At 65.1% G+C, this 17,478-nt stretch carries 21 protein-coding genes; 10 read left to right on the top strand and 11 right to left on the bottom strand.

The features are described from left to right. Positions 1–79: 79 nt before the first annotated feature. Positions 80–610, bottom strand: a complete 531-nt coding sequence (locus A2J02_RS26910) for a hypothetical protein (protein WP_082898847.1) — start codon at positions 608–610, stop codon at positions 80–82. 162 nt (positions 611–772) lie between these two features. Between A2J02_RS26910 and A2J02_RS26905 the strand changes: the two genes are divergently transcribed. Together A2J02_RS26905 and A2J02_RS26900 are read left to right on the top strand one after the other, a co-directional pair. Then, a complete protein-coding gene (locus A2J02_RS26905) occupies positions 773–1,021 on the top strand; it encodes a hypothetical protein (protein WP_068056078.1) in 249 nt (82 codons plus the stop codon). A gap of 71 nt (positions 1,022–1,092) precedes the next feature. After that, positions 1,093–1,836 carry a SagB family peptide dehydrogenase gene (locus A2J02_RS26900; RefSeq protein WP_068056077.1) on the top strand — a complete coding sequence of 248 codons (744 nt, stop codon included), beginning with the start codon at positions 1,093–1,095 and terminating at the stop codon, positions 1,834–1,836. Here the strand turns inward: A2J02_RS26900 and A2J02_RS26895 are convergent. The 6 genes from A2J02_RS26895 to A2J02_RS26875 all read right to left on the bottom strand — a co-directional run bounded on the left by A2J02_RS26895 (position 1,786) and on the right by A2J02_RS26875 (position 7,572). Beyond that, positions 1,786–3,012 (bottom strand): MFS transporter, encoded by a 1,227-nt coding sequence (locus tag A2J02_RS26895; RefSeq protein WP_068056076.1) that lies wholly within the window; start codon positions 3,010–3,012, stop codon positions 1,786–1,788. The genes A2J02_RS26900 and A2J02_RS26895 overlap by 51 nt on opposite strands. Beyond that, a complete protein-coding gene (locus A2J02_RS27970) occupies positions 3,009–4,367 on the bottom strand; it encodes a YcaO-like family protein (RefSeq protein ID WP_068056073.1) in 1,359 nt (452 codons plus the stop codon). The genes A2J02_RS26895 and A2J02_RS27970 overlap by 4 nt, the downstream gene beginning before the upstream one ends. Continuing rightward, positions 4,364–5,695, bottom strand: a complete 1,332-nt coding sequence (locus A2J02_RS26885) for a CocE/NonD family hydrolase (RefSeq protein WP_068056070.1) — start codon at positions 5,693–5,695, stop codon at positions 4,364–4,366. The genes A2J02_RS27970 and A2J02_RS26885 overlap by 4 nt, the downstream gene beginning before the upstream one ends. Continuing rightward, on the bottom strand, positions 5,692–6,396 hold the full coding sequence (locus A2J02_RS26880; protein ID WP_156516408.1) for a hypothetical protein: 705 nt from the start codon (positions 6,394–6,396) through the stop codon (positions 5,692–5,694). The genes A2J02_RS26885 and A2J02_RS26880 overlap by 4 nt, the downstream gene beginning before the upstream one ends. Before the next feature lie 24 nt (positions 6,397–6,420). Then, positions 6,421–6,534, bottom strand: coding sequence for a streptamidine family RiPP (amiA, locus tag A2J02_RS28945; RefSeq protein WP_254924168.1), 114 nt, complete (start codon positions 6,532–6,534; stop codon positions 6,421–6,423). A 108-nt stretch (positions 6,535–6,642) separates the two neighbouring features. Further along, positions 6,643–7,572 (bottom strand): ABC transporter substrate-binding protein, encoded by a 930-nt coding sequence (locus A2J02_RS26875; RefSeq protein WP_068056064.1) that lies wholly within the window; start codon positions 7,570–7,572, stop codon positions 6,643–6,645. Between the two features lie 31 nt (positions 7,573–7,603). Between A2J02_RS26875 and A2J02_RS26870 the strand changes: the two genes are divergently transcribed. The 3 genes from A2J02_RS26870 to A2J02_RS26860 are packed head-to-tail and all read left to right on the top strand — an operon-like array spanning position 7,604 to position 10,355. Then, a complete protein-coding gene (locus tag A2J02_RS26870) occupies positions 7,604–8,593 on the top strand; it encodes a FecCD family ABC transporter permease (RefSeq protein WP_197478155.1) in 990 nt (329 codons plus the stop codon). 26 nt (positions 8,594–8,619) lie between these two features. Beyond that, entirely contained in the window at positions 8,620–9,567 is a 948-nt protein-coding gene (locus A2J02_RS26865; protein WP_197478154.1) for a FecCD family ABC transporter permease, read from the top strand. Then, positions 9,564–10,355 (top strand): ABC transporter ATP-binding protein, encoded by a 792-nt coding sequence (locus A2J02_RS26860; protein ID WP_068056055.1) that lies wholly within the window; start codon positions 9,564–9,566, stop codon positions 10,353–10,355. Before A2J02_RS26865 ends, A2J02_RS26860 begins: the two co-directional genes overlap by 4 nt. A gap of 9 nt (positions 10,356–10,364) precedes the next feature. On the opposite strand, the gene A2J02_RS26855 is transcribed toward A2J02_RS26860, so the two are convergent. After that, positions 10,365–10,940, bottom strand: coding sequence for a TetR/AcrR family transcriptional regulator (locus tag A2J02_RS26855; protein ID WP_068056052.1), 576 nt, complete (start codon positions 10,938–10,940; stop codon positions 10,365–10,367). A 79-nt stretch (positions 10,941–11,019) separates the two neighbouring features. Here A2J02_RS26855 and A2J02_RS26850 point away from each other — a divergent pair, with 79 nt between their 5' ends. Beyond that, complete coding sequence (locus tag A2J02_RS26850; RefSeq protein WP_068056049.1) at positions 11,020–11,637, top strand: NAD(P)H-dependent oxidoreductase; 618 nt, start codon at positions 11,020–11,022, stop codon at positions 11,635–11,637. A gap of 115 nt (positions 11,638–11,752) precedes the next feature. Here A2J02_RS26850 and A2J02_RS26845 read toward each other — a convergent pair whose 3' ends face one another. After that, positions 11,753–12,172, bottom strand: a complete 420-nt coding sequence (locus A2J02_RS26845; RefSeq protein ID WP_068056047.1) for a nitroreductase/quinone reductase family protein — start codon at positions 12,170–12,172, stop codon at positions 11,753–11,755. A gap of 180 nt (positions 12,173–12,352) precedes the next feature. On the opposite strand from A2J02_RS26845, the gene A2J02_RS26840 reads away from it, so the two are divergent. From A2J02_RS26840 to A2J02_RS26825, 4 genes are all read left to right on the top strand, one after another. Beyond that, positions 12,353–13,399 carry an ABC transporter substrate-binding protein gene (locus tag A2J02_RS26840; RefSeq protein WP_068056044.1) on the top strand — a complete coding sequence of 349 codons (1,047 nt, stop codon included), beginning with the start codon at positions 12,353–12,355 and terminating at the stop codon, positions 13,397–13,399. Between the two features lie 65 nt (positions 13,400–13,464). Beyond that, positions 13,465–14,463 (top strand): FecCD family ABC transporter permease, encoded by a 999-nt coding sequence (locus A2J02_RS26835; protein ID WP_373455107.1) that lies wholly within the window; start codon positions 13,465–13,467, stop codon positions 14,461–14,463. Continuing rightward, positions 14,460–15,263 carry an ABC transporter ATP-binding protein gene (locus A2J02_RS26830; RefSeq protein WP_068056041.1) on the top strand — a complete coding sequence of 268 codons (804 nt, stop codon included), beginning with the start codon at positions 14,460–14,462 and terminating at the stop codon, positions 15,261–15,263. Before A2J02_RS26835 ends, A2J02_RS26830 begins: the two co-directional genes overlap by 4 nt. A 60-nt stretch (positions 15,264–15,323) precedes the next feature. Then, positions 15,324–16,832 carry a protein adenylyltransferase SelO gene (locus tag A2J02_RS26825; protein WP_068056038.1) on the top strand — a complete coding sequence of 503 codons (1,509 nt, stop codon included), beginning with the start codon at positions 15,324–15,326 and terminating at the stop codon, positions 16,830–16,832. Between the two features lie 20 nt (positions 16,833–16,852). Here A2J02_RS26825 and A2J02_RS26820 read toward each other — a convergent pair whose 3' ends face one another. After that, the gene (locus A2J02_RS26820) at positions 16,853–17,251 is read right to left on the bottom strand and encodes a VOC family protein (RefSeq protein ID WP_068056035.1); all 399 of its coding nucleotides are present in this window, start codon (positions 17,249–17,251) and stop codon (positions 16,853–16,855) included. A gap of 95 nt (positions 17,252–17,346) precedes the next feature. Then, positions 17,347–17,478 (bottom strand): acyl-CoA dehydrogenase family protein (locus A2J02_RS27505; RefSeq protein WP_269454992.1); only part of this gene is annotated, 132 nt, incomplete at its 5' end.

Raw genomic sequence — 17,478 nt, 5'->3', positions numbered from 1 at the left:
GTGAGGGCTCGTCGAACAGACAGCGACAGCTCGATACCCGACGCCTACGTACAGGGCGGGTGGGAGTGACGAGCTGCGGTCAGGTCCGAAGCGCAGGCGGTCCGCGGTTTCCGCAGCCCGACAGGTCGAGCAGACGAGGCGTTCCCGGGAGTCGGTAGACCGGAAGTTCAGGGGCGATGCGGGACTCGTCGACGACGAGAGCCGCCAACAGAGGCAGGGCCTCACGTAGCGAGGTCACTGCGCGCCGGATGCCGTGCTCCGCTCCGCGGATGGCCAGAGCGCCGACCAGGATGGCAACCACATGGGCCGCGAACATCTGCTGGGTGAGCATCGAACCGTGATGGTGACCGTCGACGGCGGTGAGCAACAGGTGTCCGACCGACTGCGCGGCAGTCAGGATCATCAGCAGCTGTGCGCGGGGTGCCGCCGGTGTCGGTGCCGCGGCGGTCGCGTAGCCGATCGCAGCGGAGACGACGGCCAACAGCACGATGGCCGCGTCGGATGGAGGCATTCCCCCACCGAACGTGTGCGCTGCGACGGTGACCAGCGCCGACAGTCCGCCCACGGACGCACCGCGCAGGAGCGCGAATCCATCCGTTGGCGCAGACATGGACGGGAGCTTACTACCGACTACACCGAGTAGTAGTCCAGGTACCGGAACGACGCCTCCGAACCCCACAAGCCGGACCGACGGTCTTTTTCCGGTTGGTTATCCTGATCATCGGTACTCGAACCATCAACGGTCGAGCCGCGAGATCGAGAGTGGACTCACATGGCAGAGAATTCGGACGCGGCCCAGGCTCGGGTGTTCGCCGACATGCTGACCGCCGAGATCGCAGCCGCGTCGAGTCGCGTCGAAGAGTCCGAGCAACTGGCGCGCAAGGCCTTGCGGGTAGGCGATTCCCGCAGCCATGTGTGGCACAGCGACGAAGCGCAGACCCAGAAGCAGGCGCTCTACGAGCTGTATCGCCAGCTCGATGCGTTGCGCAACCGGTTTCCCACCGTCCACTCCGGCTCGTAGAACGTCCCGTCGATCGAACTACATAACTTCTTATCGACACTGATTACCATGTTGACTTAGAGTTGGAGTCCATGGCGGAAGATTCGCTCGATTCCACGGTCGCGCGCGTCCAGGACGTGCACCGACGCCTCGTCGATCGCGGCACCGGCGCGAACTTTCCGGCCGTGCCCGCAGCAGACGGAACTTTTGTTCTGCCGTCGCCACCGCCTCTCCCACCGATGCGCCTCGACACAGCACTGCGCGCTCGACGGTCGCACTACCGATTCGCAGATCTGGACGCACTGCAGCTCTCGACTCTCCTCCGGTCCGCAGCGGGGCCCGGCCGGACCTCCGCGCGGACGGACGGCACGACGCACACATACCGGATGAATCCGACTGCCGGCGGTCTCGACTCGATCGACCTGCACCTCGTGGCCCTCCGGGGCTCAGCCGAGATCGACTCGGGGACCTACCTGTTCGATCCACACAGACACGTTCTGAACAGAACCGGTAAGGGACCGTCCGTCGATGCGCTCGAATCATGTCTCGTACAGCCACAATTCGCGCGCCGGGCACCGTTCGTCGCCGTACTCGTCGGACGCCTCGACCGAACCCTGATCAAATACACCGAACGCCACTATCGCGCCCTCCACATCGACGCCGGCATCGCCGCGCAGAATCTCTACTTGGTTTCGACCGCACTCGGATTGGCCTGCTGCGCCATCTCAGGCTTCTACGACGACGAGATCTCTCACTTGCTGCGTCTGTGCCCACTGTCCGTTCCGCTACTGGCTTTCGCGGTCGGCGGACTCGGCGAGGACTGCAAGCAACGGTAACCGCGGCACCCCGAGCCACAGGGCTGCCGTCCCGGCAAGAGCGAGCGCGCCCGCTCCGAGGACGACAGCCGCGGTCACGCCGAACGTACCGGCGACGGCCCCGCCTGCAGCAGCGCCGAAAGGAGTCCCACCCATCGCGATCATCCGCGCCGTGGTGTTCACCCGGGCCTGCAGGTGGTCGGGCGTGACGGACTGACGAACCACGATGCCGTTGACGACGATCATGGTGTTGGCGGCCTGATAGACGATCAGGAGCAGCAGAGAAACGGCGAGTACTCCCGTGATGGACCACGCCAGCATCGACAGGAAGGCCACCACCACGCCGAGACAGGTGATCATGCCGGTGCCCACCATCCGCTGGATGCGCGCACTGACCAGGCTGATCAGAAATGCCCCGAGAGCCGTTGCTGCATAGAGTGATCCGATTCGCGCATCCTCGGCGGCCAGACCGAGCTGACGGACGCCCACGACCACCATCAGTCCCACGACCACACCGTTGGCGACACTCACCCCGACGCCGACCGCAGTCAGGGCACGCACCACACGATGATGCCGAATGAATGCCAACCCCTCGCCGATCGAACTGCCGAGACCGGATCCGACCGGAAACGGCGCGGCCCGCACGGGTAGCGCGATCGTCGAGGTGACCACTGTCGCGACGAGAAAACACAGAGCATCGATCGCGATGGCACCCGGCGGACCCAGCGTCGTCGCAGTGACGCCACCGAGCAACGGGCCTACGATCCCGATGACCGTGCCGACGCTGACGAGCGTGCCTGTCGCGTCGGCGATCCGATGGCGGCCCACCAAAGCCGGTACGACGCCGAAGGACGCGGCATCGAAGAACACGAAAAGAGTGGAGACGGCGAACGCGACGATCATCAGATGTGCAACCGTCACCGACGCAATCAGGTGAGCCACCGGAATACTGGCCAGAGCGAGAGCACTGCAAAGTTGAGTTGCGAGCAGGACTGCGCGACGGTCGTACCTGTCGGCGAGCGCACCGGCGATCAGTCCGAACATCAGGTACGGCAACGACTCCACCGCAAAGGCGACACCGGAGAGCAGCGGCGAGCCGCTCAACTGGTAGACGAGCATCGGCACGGCAACCGTGGACATCGCGTTGCCGATCCACGCGACCGCACGCGCCAGGACGAAACGGCGAAAGCCGGTCACAGACTCGGGGGCGCAGCGAGCAGCAGCGTGTTCGGATCGGTCGGGTCGCAATCGGGTGCGTACCGTCGAGCGATGTCGCGCCACCGAGGTAACCCGAAATAGGGAAATGCGGCTGGGGCGTTGGGAATCAAGCCGGAGGCACAGACCCGGGCCACCCGCAGTGGCGTCGACGCCACGTCCGAGGTGGTGATATCGCAGACGACCACCTCGTGGCCCGCCACCGCGAGCGCGCTCCGCATACCGTCGGCGGTGCCGCGGGGAAGCTCGTCGATCGATACCGTCTCCGCCGGATTCGTGAAACGAGGAAGATATGCGGCCTGAGTACGGGGATCGAGCCACACCTGGGCTTGTGCACCCAGGTCGCGGATGTGTTCACTGCACTCTCCGGCGGCATCGAGGTAGCTGCGATCGGCGCGGTGGTCCAGGTAGAGATCCGGCGACAGCACCCCGGCGCGCATCGATCCGAACACCCAGCCGTCTGCCTCGAGCAGTCCTCGAGTGAAGACCCAACTGTGGATCGCTTCGAGAACGGCCTTGCGTGCCGTGTCGACCGGGTCCAGCTTCGCCGAGAAGCCGCCTGCGACAATCCCGAGTTCGAGATCGTGAACAACGGCCGCTACCACCGGAACTTCGAAGTACGACGGCAGCTCGAGGAGATGACACCGCAGTCGTGAGTCGCCGAGGTCTGCCGCGAGCCCGGGCACCGATGCCGGATCTATCCCCCGCGCAGGGAGGTTCAGGTGCCACCACAGCGACAGCGAATCTCGCTCCACGAGTTCGAGCAGTCCACGTCCGGCGGCGTCGTCGAGCCCCTGTCCTGTGGCGATGCCGGCGTAGTTCAGATGGTGAAGCCACGGGTCCGTCCGGCGCGATCCACTGCGCCAGTTCAGGTACACGTACGAGGCCGGGATCGCGACACGCGCACCGTCGTCCGACACCCCGTCTACCCAGGCGACTCGAGAGTCCTCGGTGAATTGGTCGAAGGGGAAGCCTGCCGAGTTCAGCTGCCACGGCGCGAAGAACTCGAATGTGTCGTTCCCCCAATGGCGGACACCCTCGGCGCGCAGTTCCGCCGGCGTTGCGTAGCGCAGAGTGTTCGGGACGTAGTTTCCGCAGTACCGTTCCACTGCTTCGCCGATCGCGGCGATACGGGCTCCTGCGGGATCCGCGAAGGTGGTACCGAGCGACACCAGATCGCAGGGCCAGTTTCCGAGCGCACGAGTATCGGCGATCTCCGCCGTGAGCCCGACGTACCGTTCCGGCAGACCGTCCAGCCTCTGGACCGGATGCAACGCACGGATGAGTCCGGTCAACGGGTCGACCAGATCGTCTGCACTGAAACCGACCCCGCTCATACGGGCATCTCCAGCTCGATGCCTCGCACGGTGCGCTGCATCGGCACCGCTCGGATACCGTACAAGTGGTCTTCATCGGTGTGCAGATCGCGGGCATATCGGGGGAAGGCGTGGGCCGAGATCATCAGTGTCAGTTCCTCTCCCTCATGGATGTGTGTGGACAGCGGAGCGAGGTGCACGACGGAGCCGAGGGACATGCCCTCGGTGAGCTGCTCCACCTCGCCGCCGCGTCTTCGGGCGAGCAGCATCGCACCCCAGTGCCGGTCGCAGTCGCCGCCGACGACGCGCACCACGGGAGTTCCGACAAGGGTTCCTGCGCGCCACGGCACCGGACGGGTAAGGCAATCCGAGCGTGTCGTCAGGCTGCGAACATCGGTGTCGGACGTGCAGGAAGGGAAGGGCTGCAACGGATTTGCGACGAAGCTGCCACCAGTCAGCGCGACCGTCACTCGGGCGTTCGGCCAGGTCTGCAGCCGCAGCGGACCACCGGGGTGACCGTACAACTGCGCTCCGGTCCACGGGTGACCGTCGAGCACCGCACCCAGCCACTTGCTCATCCGCTCGGCGCGACCCGACGCCTGCATCGAGTGATCCCACGGTCCGAGGGCGAGTGCCGACGGGCCACCCCACGACGACCAGAGGTCTATGGTGTCCTGGCCGAACCAGTCCGCGGTCCCGCCCTGCGCCAGCAGCGGGCAGCGTTGTGCTGCAGCATGGTTCCTGCGCTCCTCATCCACCCTTTCCGACGCCAGTACGGACTGCCACGACGGTATCCGGGGGCTCGACGAGTCTCCGATGTCGGACACCGGCAGCGTCTCCAGCAGATCCGCCGACGCCGAACTCCCGCGAGAGTGGGCAGCATCGCCGTGCTCGGACCACCAGCCGAGGCGAGACTCCAGGTGGAAGGCCCGATCTCGATTTCGCGCCGTCTCCCCCATACCCAGAGCGGGCACCGCGACCGACACACCCGCCAATCCCTCGCATTCACCTGCGGCAAAGGTAGTTTCGATTGCGCAGTGCGCCCCGTAGGACGTGCCGTAGAGGAACAGGAAAGGCGCCTGCGACCACCACGGTTGTGCGGTGATCCATTCGACGCAGGCCAGGCCGTCTGCCCCTTCGCCGTGATACGGGTGGAACGACCCGGCGGAGCCGTACCGGCCGCGCACGTCCTGTACGACGGTGGTGAATCCTCGATCGGCCCAGCCCGCGGCCTCGGCGAGATGAGCTTCGCTGTTGTAAGGCGTGCGAATCGTCAGCACGCCACGCGGACTTCGCGCCGTCACGACGAAAGTACGGAGTCCCCCGACCGAGTACTCGCGTCGCGTCATCGAGGTGGTTCCGGCACAGGAAGAATCGGGTGCCGAGTCACCCGGAGCGTACGGAGGTCGATCGCCGTCACGCAATGGTCGGCCGTGGGACCGATGACCTCCGCCAGGACCTGAGCAGCCACGAACTCGGCCGCCGCGTCGGACACCGGATGAATCGGCGAGATCAATCGCCGCCCGCCGGCACGAGGACCGTAGCCGTCCTCGATTCGTTGCCTGTTCCGACGGGATGCGGCGCGCCGCATCGACACGTCGGTCAGCCGGACCCCCTCGGGCACCACGAGGTACAGATTGCCTTCGCGGAAACAGGCGATCGCCCCTTCGGACCGCAGAGTGTCGACGCCGTCGTCACTCACGGTGATCGATCGAGTCGCGGCATGCCCTGTGGACATACCCACGCGTCCCAGCATCCCCACCAGCGCAGCAGCTACGGAGCCACAGCCGAGCACCGCAACCGTATCGGTGGACGAACTGGAGACGACGTGGCCTGCAGTGAGCAACGCGGACAGCGCCGTCTTCGGTTTCGCAGAGAGCTCCGCTTCGGTACCGGTCAAGGCCCCGGCCAGTTGGTCGAATTCCTCGTGGTCGAGCGCGAGTGCGAAGTGTTCGTCGTCGGCGGTGCGGAGCACGAATCCCGAATCGGATTCGTACAGTTCGGTTCTGGGTGCAAGTTCCATGGCGATGGCCGGCCGGGGTCTGCACATCGTGGTGTGCAGACCCCACCGCGATCAGTCCTCGGCTTCCTCGAAGGGGTTCTCGACCAGGGCGTTGCTGTGGCCCGCGGAGTGTGTCGCCAGGGACACCGGTGACTGGATCGAACGGAACAGCTCGTTGTCGTTCATGGTTCTCCTTCTTCGATGGGCAAATCGGTTGCGGTGCAACCGATCCATGGACTCGACATCGTCGAGGTGTCCGACCCTACGTCAATCGATAATCATTTTCAATAAGGTTCAGGAACTTTCGAGCTCGTTCGTCACCGTGGCGAGCACCAACCGCAACGAAATCGTTCCGCGCCCTGTCGCCCACACCCCGGCGTCCACCTCGATCACCCGATCGTTGCGGGCCGCCGCCACACCCGACCACAACGGATTGCTCGCCAGCCGGTCAGAGAGAGGCTCGCTGTCGGAACCTGATGAAAATGCCTGCGCGAAGACCACATCCGGATCCACCGACGCGATCTGCTCCACCGATACCGTCGCGAAGGCATCGGTTCCCGCCTGCCACGGATAGTCACTGACCTCCGCGAGAAGCGAGCCGACGGGGGTGTCGACGGAATCGACTCCGAGACTGCCCGGTTCGCCGTACATCGACAGCGTCGTGAGGCCTTTCCACTTGCCCGCGGCCGCATCGACCTCGGCGGTGAACGCCTCGGCAGCTGCGTCCGCCTGCTCCTGCCGATCCGTCAAACGGCCTATCGTGCGGAGGAATTCGACCGAATCCCGCCAGGAAGTCGGATTCACCAGGTACATCGGTGCCACTTCCTCGACGGCACCCCGCAACCCGTCCTGCACTCCCCCGAGTCCGATGACGAGGTCCGGTTCCGAGAGCGCGATGTCCTCGACGTTCTCTTCACCGAATCCGCCCGTGATCTTGCGCATGTCCACATCCGGACCGGCATAGCGGGGATCGGCCGCAAGTTCCTCTCGGTAAGCGACGGGGGTCATGCCCACCTCCTTCAACGCGTCGACACACATGAGCGTCAGGCACGCGATTCGCTCGACGGGTGCATCGAGCTCGATCACCGTTCCGCTGTCGTCGGTGACCGTGACCGCAGCTGCTGCGTCGGCGTTGCCCGCATCGGCGGTACCGCATGCCGCGAGCGCGAACACCGAGAGTGCGAGTGCGCCGAACAATCGAGAAAAGCCGGACAACTTGCGCATGGGAACTCCTTTGCAGAATGATGTATCCGCAATGATAATCATTACCGATAGAGGTTGGCGTGCTGCGGGTACCTGCGCCTGCGTCGCCGTGATCGTGCTGGCTCTGTGCCTGGGCGAGCCGACTCTCGATCCGGTGCGCGCGCTCGACGCCGTGCTCGACCCGTCGAATCCCCTCCACCCGCACGTTGCGCTCGTTCGACTGCCGCGTGTGCTGTTGGGCCTGGTGAGCGGTGCAGCCCTCGGACTGGCGGGAGCGTTGATGCAGGATGTACTGCGCAACAGGATTGCCGGTCCGGAGATTCTGGGCGTGTCCTCCGGTGCGGCTGTCGCGATGACGGCCGTTGCCGTGTTTGCAATTCCGTTGCCGCTGACAGCACTTCCCTATCTGGCACTGTGCGGCGCAGCTGTCGCCGGCATTGCGGTCATCACCACCGTTGGACCGACCAGCGACCCTCACCGAGTGGTACTGCTCGGTGCTGCGGTCAGCGCTCTCGCGTCGGGACTGGTCATTGCACTGGTCGGCCTGGGCACCGAAGGGAACCTGCCCCTGCTCTTTCGGTACCTGCTCGGCAGTCTCGGCGAGCGAGGTTGGAGCCATCTCGGTGTCGCAGCACCCTGGCTTGCCGTCTGCATCCCACTCGCTCTGCTCATGCGGCATCGGGTCGCTGCCCTTGCACTCGGAGACGATGTGGCTGCGGGACTGGGCATCTCCGTGATACCGACCCGGCTGACCGCACTGGCGTGCGCCGCAGCGCTCACCGCCGCGGTGGCATCGGTGTGCGGTCCGGTTGCCTATGTCGCGTTGCTGTCCCCACATCTGGCTCGATGGGCTCTGCACACGACGAGTTCACGGCGGATATTCCTGCTCACGCCCATCATCGGCGCAGTCCTGCTCGCTACCGCCGATCTGGCGTCGCGAATCTTGCTGTATCCGATCGAGATCCCCGTGGGCATCACGACGACACTGCTCGGCGTTCCCGTATTGCTGATGGCTCTGCACAGACAAGCCGCCACACGATGAAGGCTCGGCACCTCGTAATGATCGGGATGACGTGCATCGCCGGCCTGGTGATACTTCACCTCGTCTCGGGGCGCAGCGAACTCGAAACGGCCGAGGTGATCAGAGTACTGACCGGCACGTCGGAGGTGCGGGCACACGAGATCATCGTCAGGAACTACCGTCTTCCACGAGTGCTCGTCGGATTGGTTGCCGGTGCACTCCTCGCACTGGCAGGCGTGTTGCTGCAAGCAGTCATGCGAAACCCACTGGCCGAACCGTCGACGACAGGTGTGGGATCCGGTGCGGCGCTGGGCGTTGTGGTGTCGATTCTGGTGTTGCCCGCCTCCGGTGCCGCACCCCTGGCGTCACTGCTCGGTGCCGCATGTGCCGGACTGGCTCTGTACCTGCTGGGCCGACGCTCCCTGGCGGTCGCGGGAATCCTCATCGGCGCTGTCCTGTCCGCGGTGACATCACTGCTGCTCGTCGTCGATGCACAACCGATGGGCGTGGTTCTTCGATGGCTGATCGGCTCTCTCAATGCCAGGACAACGGACGACTGGAATCGATTGTGGCCCTGGGCAATCGTACTGATACCGGCCGGTCTGCTGTGTGCTTCGCGCGCAAATGCGCTCGTGCTGGGCGACGCGACATCCACCGGCCTCGGGATTCGCCCCCACAGGACTCGAATGTTGCTGCTCGCCATCGCGGTACTGGCCACGTCGACGGCGGTCACGGCCGCGGGTGCCGTCGCGTTCGTCGGATTGATCGCCCCCCACGCCGCACGGGCCGCCCTCGGAGGCGACCACAGGGGACTGATTCCGGTCAGCGTGATCGGTGGTGCCGTGCTGCTGTCCGCCGCAGACCTTCTCGCCTTCAGTGCCTCGATCGACATACCAGGCAACGGACCAGACGTATCGGGACTCCCGGTCGGGGCTGTGACGGCACTCGTCGGCGCTCCCTATCTCATCTGGCTGATCCGAAAGGATGCTCGATGACGGAATACGTCACCACACCGATTCTCGAGACCGTCGACCTCGGTCTCGGGTATCGCAATCGGACGGTATCCGAACACCTCGACATCGCCATCGAGAAGAGAACGGTCACCGCGCTGGTCGGCCCCAACGGATCCGGCAAGTCGACGTTGCTGATGGCTTTGGCCAGGGTGTTGGTCCCTCGCCACGGACAGGTGCGGCTGGACGGCATCCCTGTGCGTGACCGATCGTCGATCGAGACAGCCAGAAGACTTGCGATCCTGCCTCAGACCGCTGTCGCACCGCCCGGGCTACGCGTCCGCGAGCTGGTCGAGCAGGGTCGATATCCGCGGCTCGGTGCGATGTCGATGCTCAGACGGCACGACGACGAGGCCATGCACACGGCGATGCGCTCGACCGGAATCCTCCACCTCGCCGACCGCACTGTCGAATCGCTCTCCGGCGGTGAGCGTCAACGTACCTGGATCGCAATGGCTTTGGCGCAGGAAACCGAAGTGCTGCTACTGGACGAACCCACCACGTATCTCGACGTGCGTCATCAGATCGACGTGATGGAACTGGTCGTCGATCTGGTCGAGAATCGAGGGAAGACCGTGGTGATGGTGCTGCACGATCTCAATCAGGCGGCGCGGTACTGCGACCGGATCGTGGCCATGCGTGATGGTGCGATCGTCGCCGACGGGCATCCCAGCGACATCGTGACACCGACGCTGCTGGACGAGGTATTCGAGATCCGCGCCCGAGTAGTGACAGATCCGGTTGTCGGTAGACCGATGTTCATCGCCGAGTGAGCTGCGGGGTCAGTGTTTCCCCACGACGGCGATGATCAGCTCGGCCAGTTCACCTGTGGCTTCCTCGGGTGCGATTGCGCCCGATACCGCCGCGTGCGACAGCGCTTCCGCTGCACCGAAGATCGCGGTGATCGACGATGCCGAGATCCCGCCGGAGCCGCTGAACGGCTCGAGAATCGACCGGCATCGATCGGAATACGCCCGTTCGGCCGATCGCTTGACCTGTTCGAGTTCGGGCGAGCCCTCCAATGCCGCCAGTACACCCGTCAGCTCACGCCCCTGCGCCAACGCGCAGCCCACGTACGAGTTGGCGATTGCGTGTGCGCGGCCGTTCAACGAGGTGGGCGCGGCGTGGAGGGATTCCTCGAGCATGACCGTTTGCCGGTCGTCGAATTCCGTGAACAGGGCGGCCAGGAGTTCCGCACGCGAGGCGAAGTGGCTGTACACCACGGGTTTTGCGACGCCGGCGTGTTCGGCGAGTCGGCCGAGCGTCAGAGCGTCGGCTCCTTCCGCCCGCACGAGAGCCCAGGAGACATCCACCAACTGGTCGTATCGGTCGGAGCGAGACAGTCGCGTCCGGGCCATCGGGCACCTCCTTGCACTATATACGAATAGTAACCTACTCTTGGTACATAGCCGCTTCTCCTCACCGAAGGAATCAGCCATGACCACACTTGTCGTAGTCTCCCATTCCGACCCCGACTCCCTGACCCACCACGTCGCTCGATCCGTATCGGACGCGATCCGCACCGCGGGCGACACCGTCGAGACGGCCGATCTGGCGGCCGAGAACTTCGATCCTCGATTCGAGGACGTAGACCTGAAGCTGTTCCGCGGTAACGGAACCACACCGGAGGACGTACGTGTCGAACAGGAACGAATCGATCGCGCCGATCACCTGGTTCTGGTCTTCCCGATGTACTGGTGGTCGATGCCCGCGCTATTGAAAGGGTGGATCGATCGCGTCTTCGTCAGCGGATGGGCGTACGAATACAGCCCTGGAGTCGGGTTCGACAAGAAGCTGGACCGACTCACCGTCCACCTGGTTGCCCTTGCCGGCGACGATGCCGACAGCTTCGAGCGCCACGGCGTCGATGCCGCTTTCCGTACGCAGATCGAGCGAGGCATCATCGAATACTGCGGTGCAACAGTGGGATCGACGAACTTCCTGTACGAAACCGATACCAGGAGTCGCGAGGAACTCGATGCAGAGGTCGCCGATCTCGCTTCTGCCATAGCCGGCCGGGTGGCCGACCGACAGAAGGCCCTCGCCTCCGGCTGATCAGATCTCGACGAGCTCGGAGCGCCGCGTCCCCTGGCGACGGATCCATTGTCATTCAGGTCCATTGTCGTTCAGGCGCAACGCTTGTCGAAGTCGGAAAACTCGCCCCGGGAGATCAGGTGGGAGTGAGGCGGAAGATCGGGAATCGACGGCCCTCGGCGGTCTCGACGTATTTCGCGAATCCGGAGGAGGCGTCGAGGAACTTCTGCCAACTGTCGGCCCATTCGGCGTCGGGGACTTCCGAGGCCTCCACTGCGACGGTCCGTACTCCCCCATCGTGGGGAACCTCGATGTCGACGCGAGGATGTGCGCGCAGATTGTGAACCCAGGCGGGGTCTTTGGGTGAACCTGCGGCCGAGCCGACGATCAACCAGCTGCCTTCCTGGGAAATCGCCATCAGCGGATTCAGCCGGATCTCGCCACTCTTGGCACCGATCGAGTGCACGACGACAAGGGAATCGCCGAACCCAGCCGTGGACACGTGTCCACCGTTACTGCGGAACTCCTCGATGATCATCTCGTTGAAGTCGGCCATACCACCGATTATGTCGCGGACAGCGTCGGCGCGGACCGGTTTCTCACCGACGGCTCAGCGGCGACGATTTCCATCACCGCCAACCAAAGGTTAGCCTGTGCTCATGCGCGCCTCGGGCGCGCTGCGCCGTCGGGTGATCCCCGGCGGCTCGTTGCTGTCGGAACCCGAAGGACATCCCACGTGCTCAACGTTCGTCGCCGCGCAGGCACCCTCGCCGCCGCTGCTGCCCTGGTCGGATCGCTCGTCGCGTGCGGAGCCTCCGAGGAGGTTCCCGACGCGGTCTCGGACACCACCGCAGGTGGGACCACCTACCCTCTGACGATCGACAACTGCGGGGAGTCGGTGACCTTCGACTCGGCACCTCAGCGGGTAGTGTCGCTGGATCAGAACTCCACCGAAATTCTCCTCTCGCTCGGCGTGCAGGACCGAATGGTCGGCACCGCGTCCTGGACCGATCCGGTCCGCGAGAACCTCGCCGACGCGAACGCCTCGGTTCCCCGACTGGCCGACAACGCCCCCACCTACGAGGTCGTGGTCGATACCGAACCCGATCTCGTCACCGCATCGTTCGGACGCCACTTCGAGCAAGGCGGCGTCGCTCAGCGGTCCCGCTTCTCCGAAACCGGTGCGGCCACGTATCTTTCACCCACCGACTGCGACGCCGGTCGCAGTGTCAACGGGGGCAACACCCGAACGACTCCGCTCACGATGGAGTCGCTGTACCAGGAGATCACCGAACTCGCGGCGATCTTCGACGTCAACGAGCGCGGTGCCGAGTTCGTCGACGAACTGAAGACCCGCATGGCCGACGCCACCGCGACCACTGCCGAATCGGATGTCTCCGTGGCATTCTGGTTCGCGGACACCAAGAGTCCGTACATAGCAGGCGGACGGGGATCGGCCGATCTACTCGCCAGAACGGTCGGTATGACGAACGTCTTCGCCGACACCGACGACGACTGGCCTGCCGTCGGCTGGGAGACCATGGTGGATCGGGATCCGACCGTCCTGGTACTGGGCGACCTGGCGCGCAACCGTTTTCCCGGTGACCTGCTCGCCGACAAGATCGCATTCCTCGAGTCCGACCCCGTCACCGGCACGATGGCCGCCGTCCGAGACAAGCGCTACATCTCCTTGCACGGTGCGGAGATGAACCCGTCGATCCGGGCCGTCGACGGTGTCGAGAAGGTGTCGGCCGGACTGCGCGACCTGGGACTGTCGTCCTGACCGCGACCATCACCCGTCGGCGCTCCGCCCAGCGATCGCAGACCTCCCGCAGCCTGTGGCGTTGGGTGTTCGCCCTGCTGGGCGGGGTCGTGCTGTGCGTGGTGTCGGTTCTCGTCGCCATCACCCTCGGGCCGGCGAACATCTCGCTGGTCAACGTGCGCGACGTGGTGCTCAACCATCTCGGCATCACCGACATCCCGGTGAAGGTATCGAAGAACGCGATCATCTGGGAGGAGCGACTCCCCCGTGCGCTCGTCGCTGCAGCCAGTGGCGTCGGACTCGGCATCTGCGGCGTCATCATGCAGTCGCTTCTGCGTAATCCCCTGGCGGACCCGTTCGTGCTCGGTGTCTCCTCGGGTGCCTCGACGGGTGCCGTCGTGGTCGGTGTCCTCGGTGTCGGCGGGGCCGCGCTCGGGCTGTCCGGTGGTGCGTTCATCGGTGCACTCGTCGCGTTCGGCCTGGTGTTGTTTCTCGCCCGAATGTCCGGCAGCGGAAACGATCGCGTGATTCTCGCCGGTGTTGCAACCACTCAATTGTTCTCGGCCCTGACGTCTTTCGTGATCTTCGCGTTCGCCGACTCGGACGAGACGCGCGGCGTGATGTTCTGGCTGCTCGGTTCGTTCGAGGGTGTGCGATGGAACGACGTCGTGCTGTGTGTGACCGTGGCCGGCATCGGCGCGGTGGTGTGTTGTTACTACGCGTACGTGCTCGACGCGTTCGCGTTCGGCAACTCGGTGGCGTCCTCGCTCGGCTTCGATGTCAAGAAAGTCCGATTGGCTCTGCTCGTCGGCACCGCCCTGATCACCGCGACATTGGTCAGCGTCGCCGGTGCGATCGGTTTCGTCGGCCTCATTCTGCCGCATGCGGCTCGACTGCTCGTGGGGCCCAACCACAGCCGCCTCGTACCCACCACTGCCGTCATCGGCGCGATCTTCATGGTGTGGGTCGACGCCGTCTCCCGGGTCGCGTTTGCGCCGACCCCGCTTCCGGTCGGCGTCGGAACGGCGTTGGTCGGCGTTCCGGCCTTCATCGCGATCATGGCTCGAAGGAGGGGAATTCGATGACACTGCACGCATCGAACGTGTCCTGGAAGCGCGGTGACGTCCTGGTGGTCGACGGCGTGACCCTGCATCCGGGGCCCGGCCGCATGGTGGGACTGTTGGGCCCCAACGGTTCCGGTAAGTCCTCACTGCTGCACCTGATGGCCGGGGCCGCATCACCCACCGCCGGTGTCGTCGAACTCGACGGTGCGGAGCTCGGTTCGCTCAAGCGCAGACACATCGCCCGCGCCGTCGCGGTCGTCGGACAGCACGCGCACACCGACGTCGACGTGACGGTCGGAGACGTCGTGCGTCTGGGACGCATCCCGCATCGCGGGGCCTTCGGTGGAAGCGACCTGGACGACGACGCCGTGGACGATGCGCTCGCGCAGACCGGACTCACCGACAAAGCGGATCGATTGTGGCGCACGCTCTCCGGTGGTGAGCAGCAGCGGGCACACATCGCACGCGCACTGGCCCAGCAGCCCCGCGAGATGTTGCTGGACGAACCCACCAACCATCTCGATATCCATCACCAGCTCGAGCTGTTGGCCCTCGTTGCGCGCCTGCCGATCACCAGCGTCGTCGCGCTCCACGACCTGAACCTGGCGGCGATGTTCTGCGACGAGGTCCTGGTTCTCAAGGACGGCAGGGTCGTCGCAAGCGGCACACCCGCGGAGGTGCTGACCGAGGAACTGATCGCCGAGGTCTACGAGGTGCGAGCGCGAGTGTCCGGAGACGGCGACGGGCGCGTACACATCCGCTTCGATGCGGGCACCGTGCACGAGTTGTTCGAGGACAACCGCCGGGTACTCGGCACCTGAAAGGTTCGCGATGCTGTGCCCTCAGGGTTGGGTACGGAGATTCGTGGTAATCCTTCTGTCATGACCGACTCCTCGCCGCAGCCGACGGTACCGACCACGGGCCTGCCCGCATTCGGGTTCGAGACGACCTTCGCCGACGAGGTTCCTGGACTCACAGTGCCGTGGCAGGGCACCCACGCGCCGGATCCTCGGGTGCTGATTCTCGACGATGACCTCGCCCGATCTCTCGCGCTCGACCCGACGTCGCTGCGCACGGCCGAGGCGGCCGCTGTGCTGTCGGGGTCGACTCCTCCGGCCGAATCCGCCACTGTGGCGATGGCGTACGCGGGTCATCAGTTCGGCAATTTCGTTCCCCTGTTGGGGGACGGCCGAGCACTGCTGCTGGGCGAGCTGCGCGATGATCGGGGTCATCGAGTCGATCTGCATCTCAAGGGGTCCGGCGCTACCCCGTTCTCGCGTGGGGGCGACGGGAGAGCGGTAGTGGGCGCCATGCTGCGCGAGTACCTCATCAGCGCAGCGATGCACGCGCTGCACATTCCCACCACACGTTCGCTCGCCGTCGTCACCACCGGTGAACAGGTGGTGCGAGAAGGAGGTCCGCAGCCCGGGGCAGTGCTTGCCAGGGTCGCGTCGAGCCATCTGCGAGTGGGCACCTTCGAGTTCGCGGCTCGGCGCGAGGGGCTCACGCAGCCCCTCGCCGACTACGCGATAGCCCGCCACTATCCGGAACTGCTCGAGCTGCCGGTCGAGGAACGCTGTCTCGCCTTCTTCGAGGCTGTCGTCGAAGCCCAGGCATCGCTTGTCGCGCAGTGGATGTCGGTCGGATTCGTGCACGGTGTCATGAACACCGACAACACGACGATCTCCGGGGAGACCATCGACTACGGACCGTGCGCATTTCTCGACTCCTACGATCCGGCTACGGTGTTCAGCTCCATCGACCACGGCGGACGCTATGCCTACGGCAATCAACCCGCAGTGCTCGGGTGGAATCTGGCCAGGTTCGGCGAAACACTACTGCCCCTGGTCGATTCGACGCCCGATACCGCCATCACGGCTCTCACCGCGGTGCTGGACACGTTCGGGGAACGCTACCGCCGGCACTACTCTGCCGCGATGGCCCTCAAGCTCGGCCTGGCAGACGATGGCGCGGACGCGGCGCTCGTCGACGAACTGCATCGCTTGCTCACCGACCGCCGAGCCGACTGGACCCTGACCTTCCGTGCCCTCGCCGAAAACCTGCGCGGAGACTCGTCGCCCTTCGACTCCCTCGTTCCACCGGACGCGTCCGCGGAGTGGCTCGAGCGTTGGCGGACAGCTGTTTCGGCACCGGGACAGAACTTTTCGTCGATCGCCGACGGGATGGATCGCGTCAACCCCGCCTACATTCCCCGCAACCATCTGGTCGACGCCGCACTCAGGTCCGCGACCGATGGTGATCTCGCGCCTGTCGAGCGTCTGCTCGACGTCGTCACGACACCGTTCGACCGCCGCGACGAACGGTCCGAGTACGCCCTGCCCGCGCCTGCGAACTTCAGCGCCGGATTTCGGACCTTCTGCGGGACCTGAAGATGTGACGGGCAGCGCGGTCAGGCAGGCGCAGCGAAGAATTCGAGGGCAATGTTGTCGGGATCACGGAACGAGATTCCGGACCCGTAGTGTGCGTGTTCGATACCGCTGTGCGCGATGCCGAGTCGGTCGAGCGTCGATACCCAAGACGCCAGGTCGTCCTGTGTGCAGCCGAACGCGATGTGGTCCACGCCCGTTCTCTTCTCGTCGAAGGCACCGGAGACCTGAGCGTCGCCGTGGGTGTGCAATCCGAACAGCATTCCGCCGTCGAGCGCGAACACGGTGTGGTGATAGTTGCCGGATTCTTCGTCCTCGTCGAGTACGGGGGACGCGTCGAACAGTCGTGAGTACCACTCGGTGCTGGCGGCAAGATCGGATACGGTCACGGCCACGTGGGAGAGGCCGGGGAAGTGCGACATGCGCTGGTCCTTTCGTCGTCCCCGTCCACGTTAGGCACCGACGTCTGTGTGCCACCCGAGATCAGCGCAATACTGCCCGTTCGGCGGGGTTGTGTTCACGACGTCCGCTTCTGTTCGGCTCTGATCAGGCCGCCGCCGACGATCAGTCGTTGAATCTCGCTGGTCCCCTCGTACAACCGAAGCAGCCGGACATCACGGTAGATGCGCTCCACCGGCACCTCACGCAT

The sequence above is a fragment of the Rhodococcus sp. EPR-147 genome, from assembly GCF_001647185.1.
Classification (GTDB): domain Bacteria; phylum Actinomycetota; class Actinomycetes; order Mycobacteriales; family Mycobacteriaceae; genus Rhodococcoides.
The sequence above is the reverse complement of the archived record's forward strand: the minus strand, read 5'-3'. Positions and strand labels throughout refer to the sequence as shown.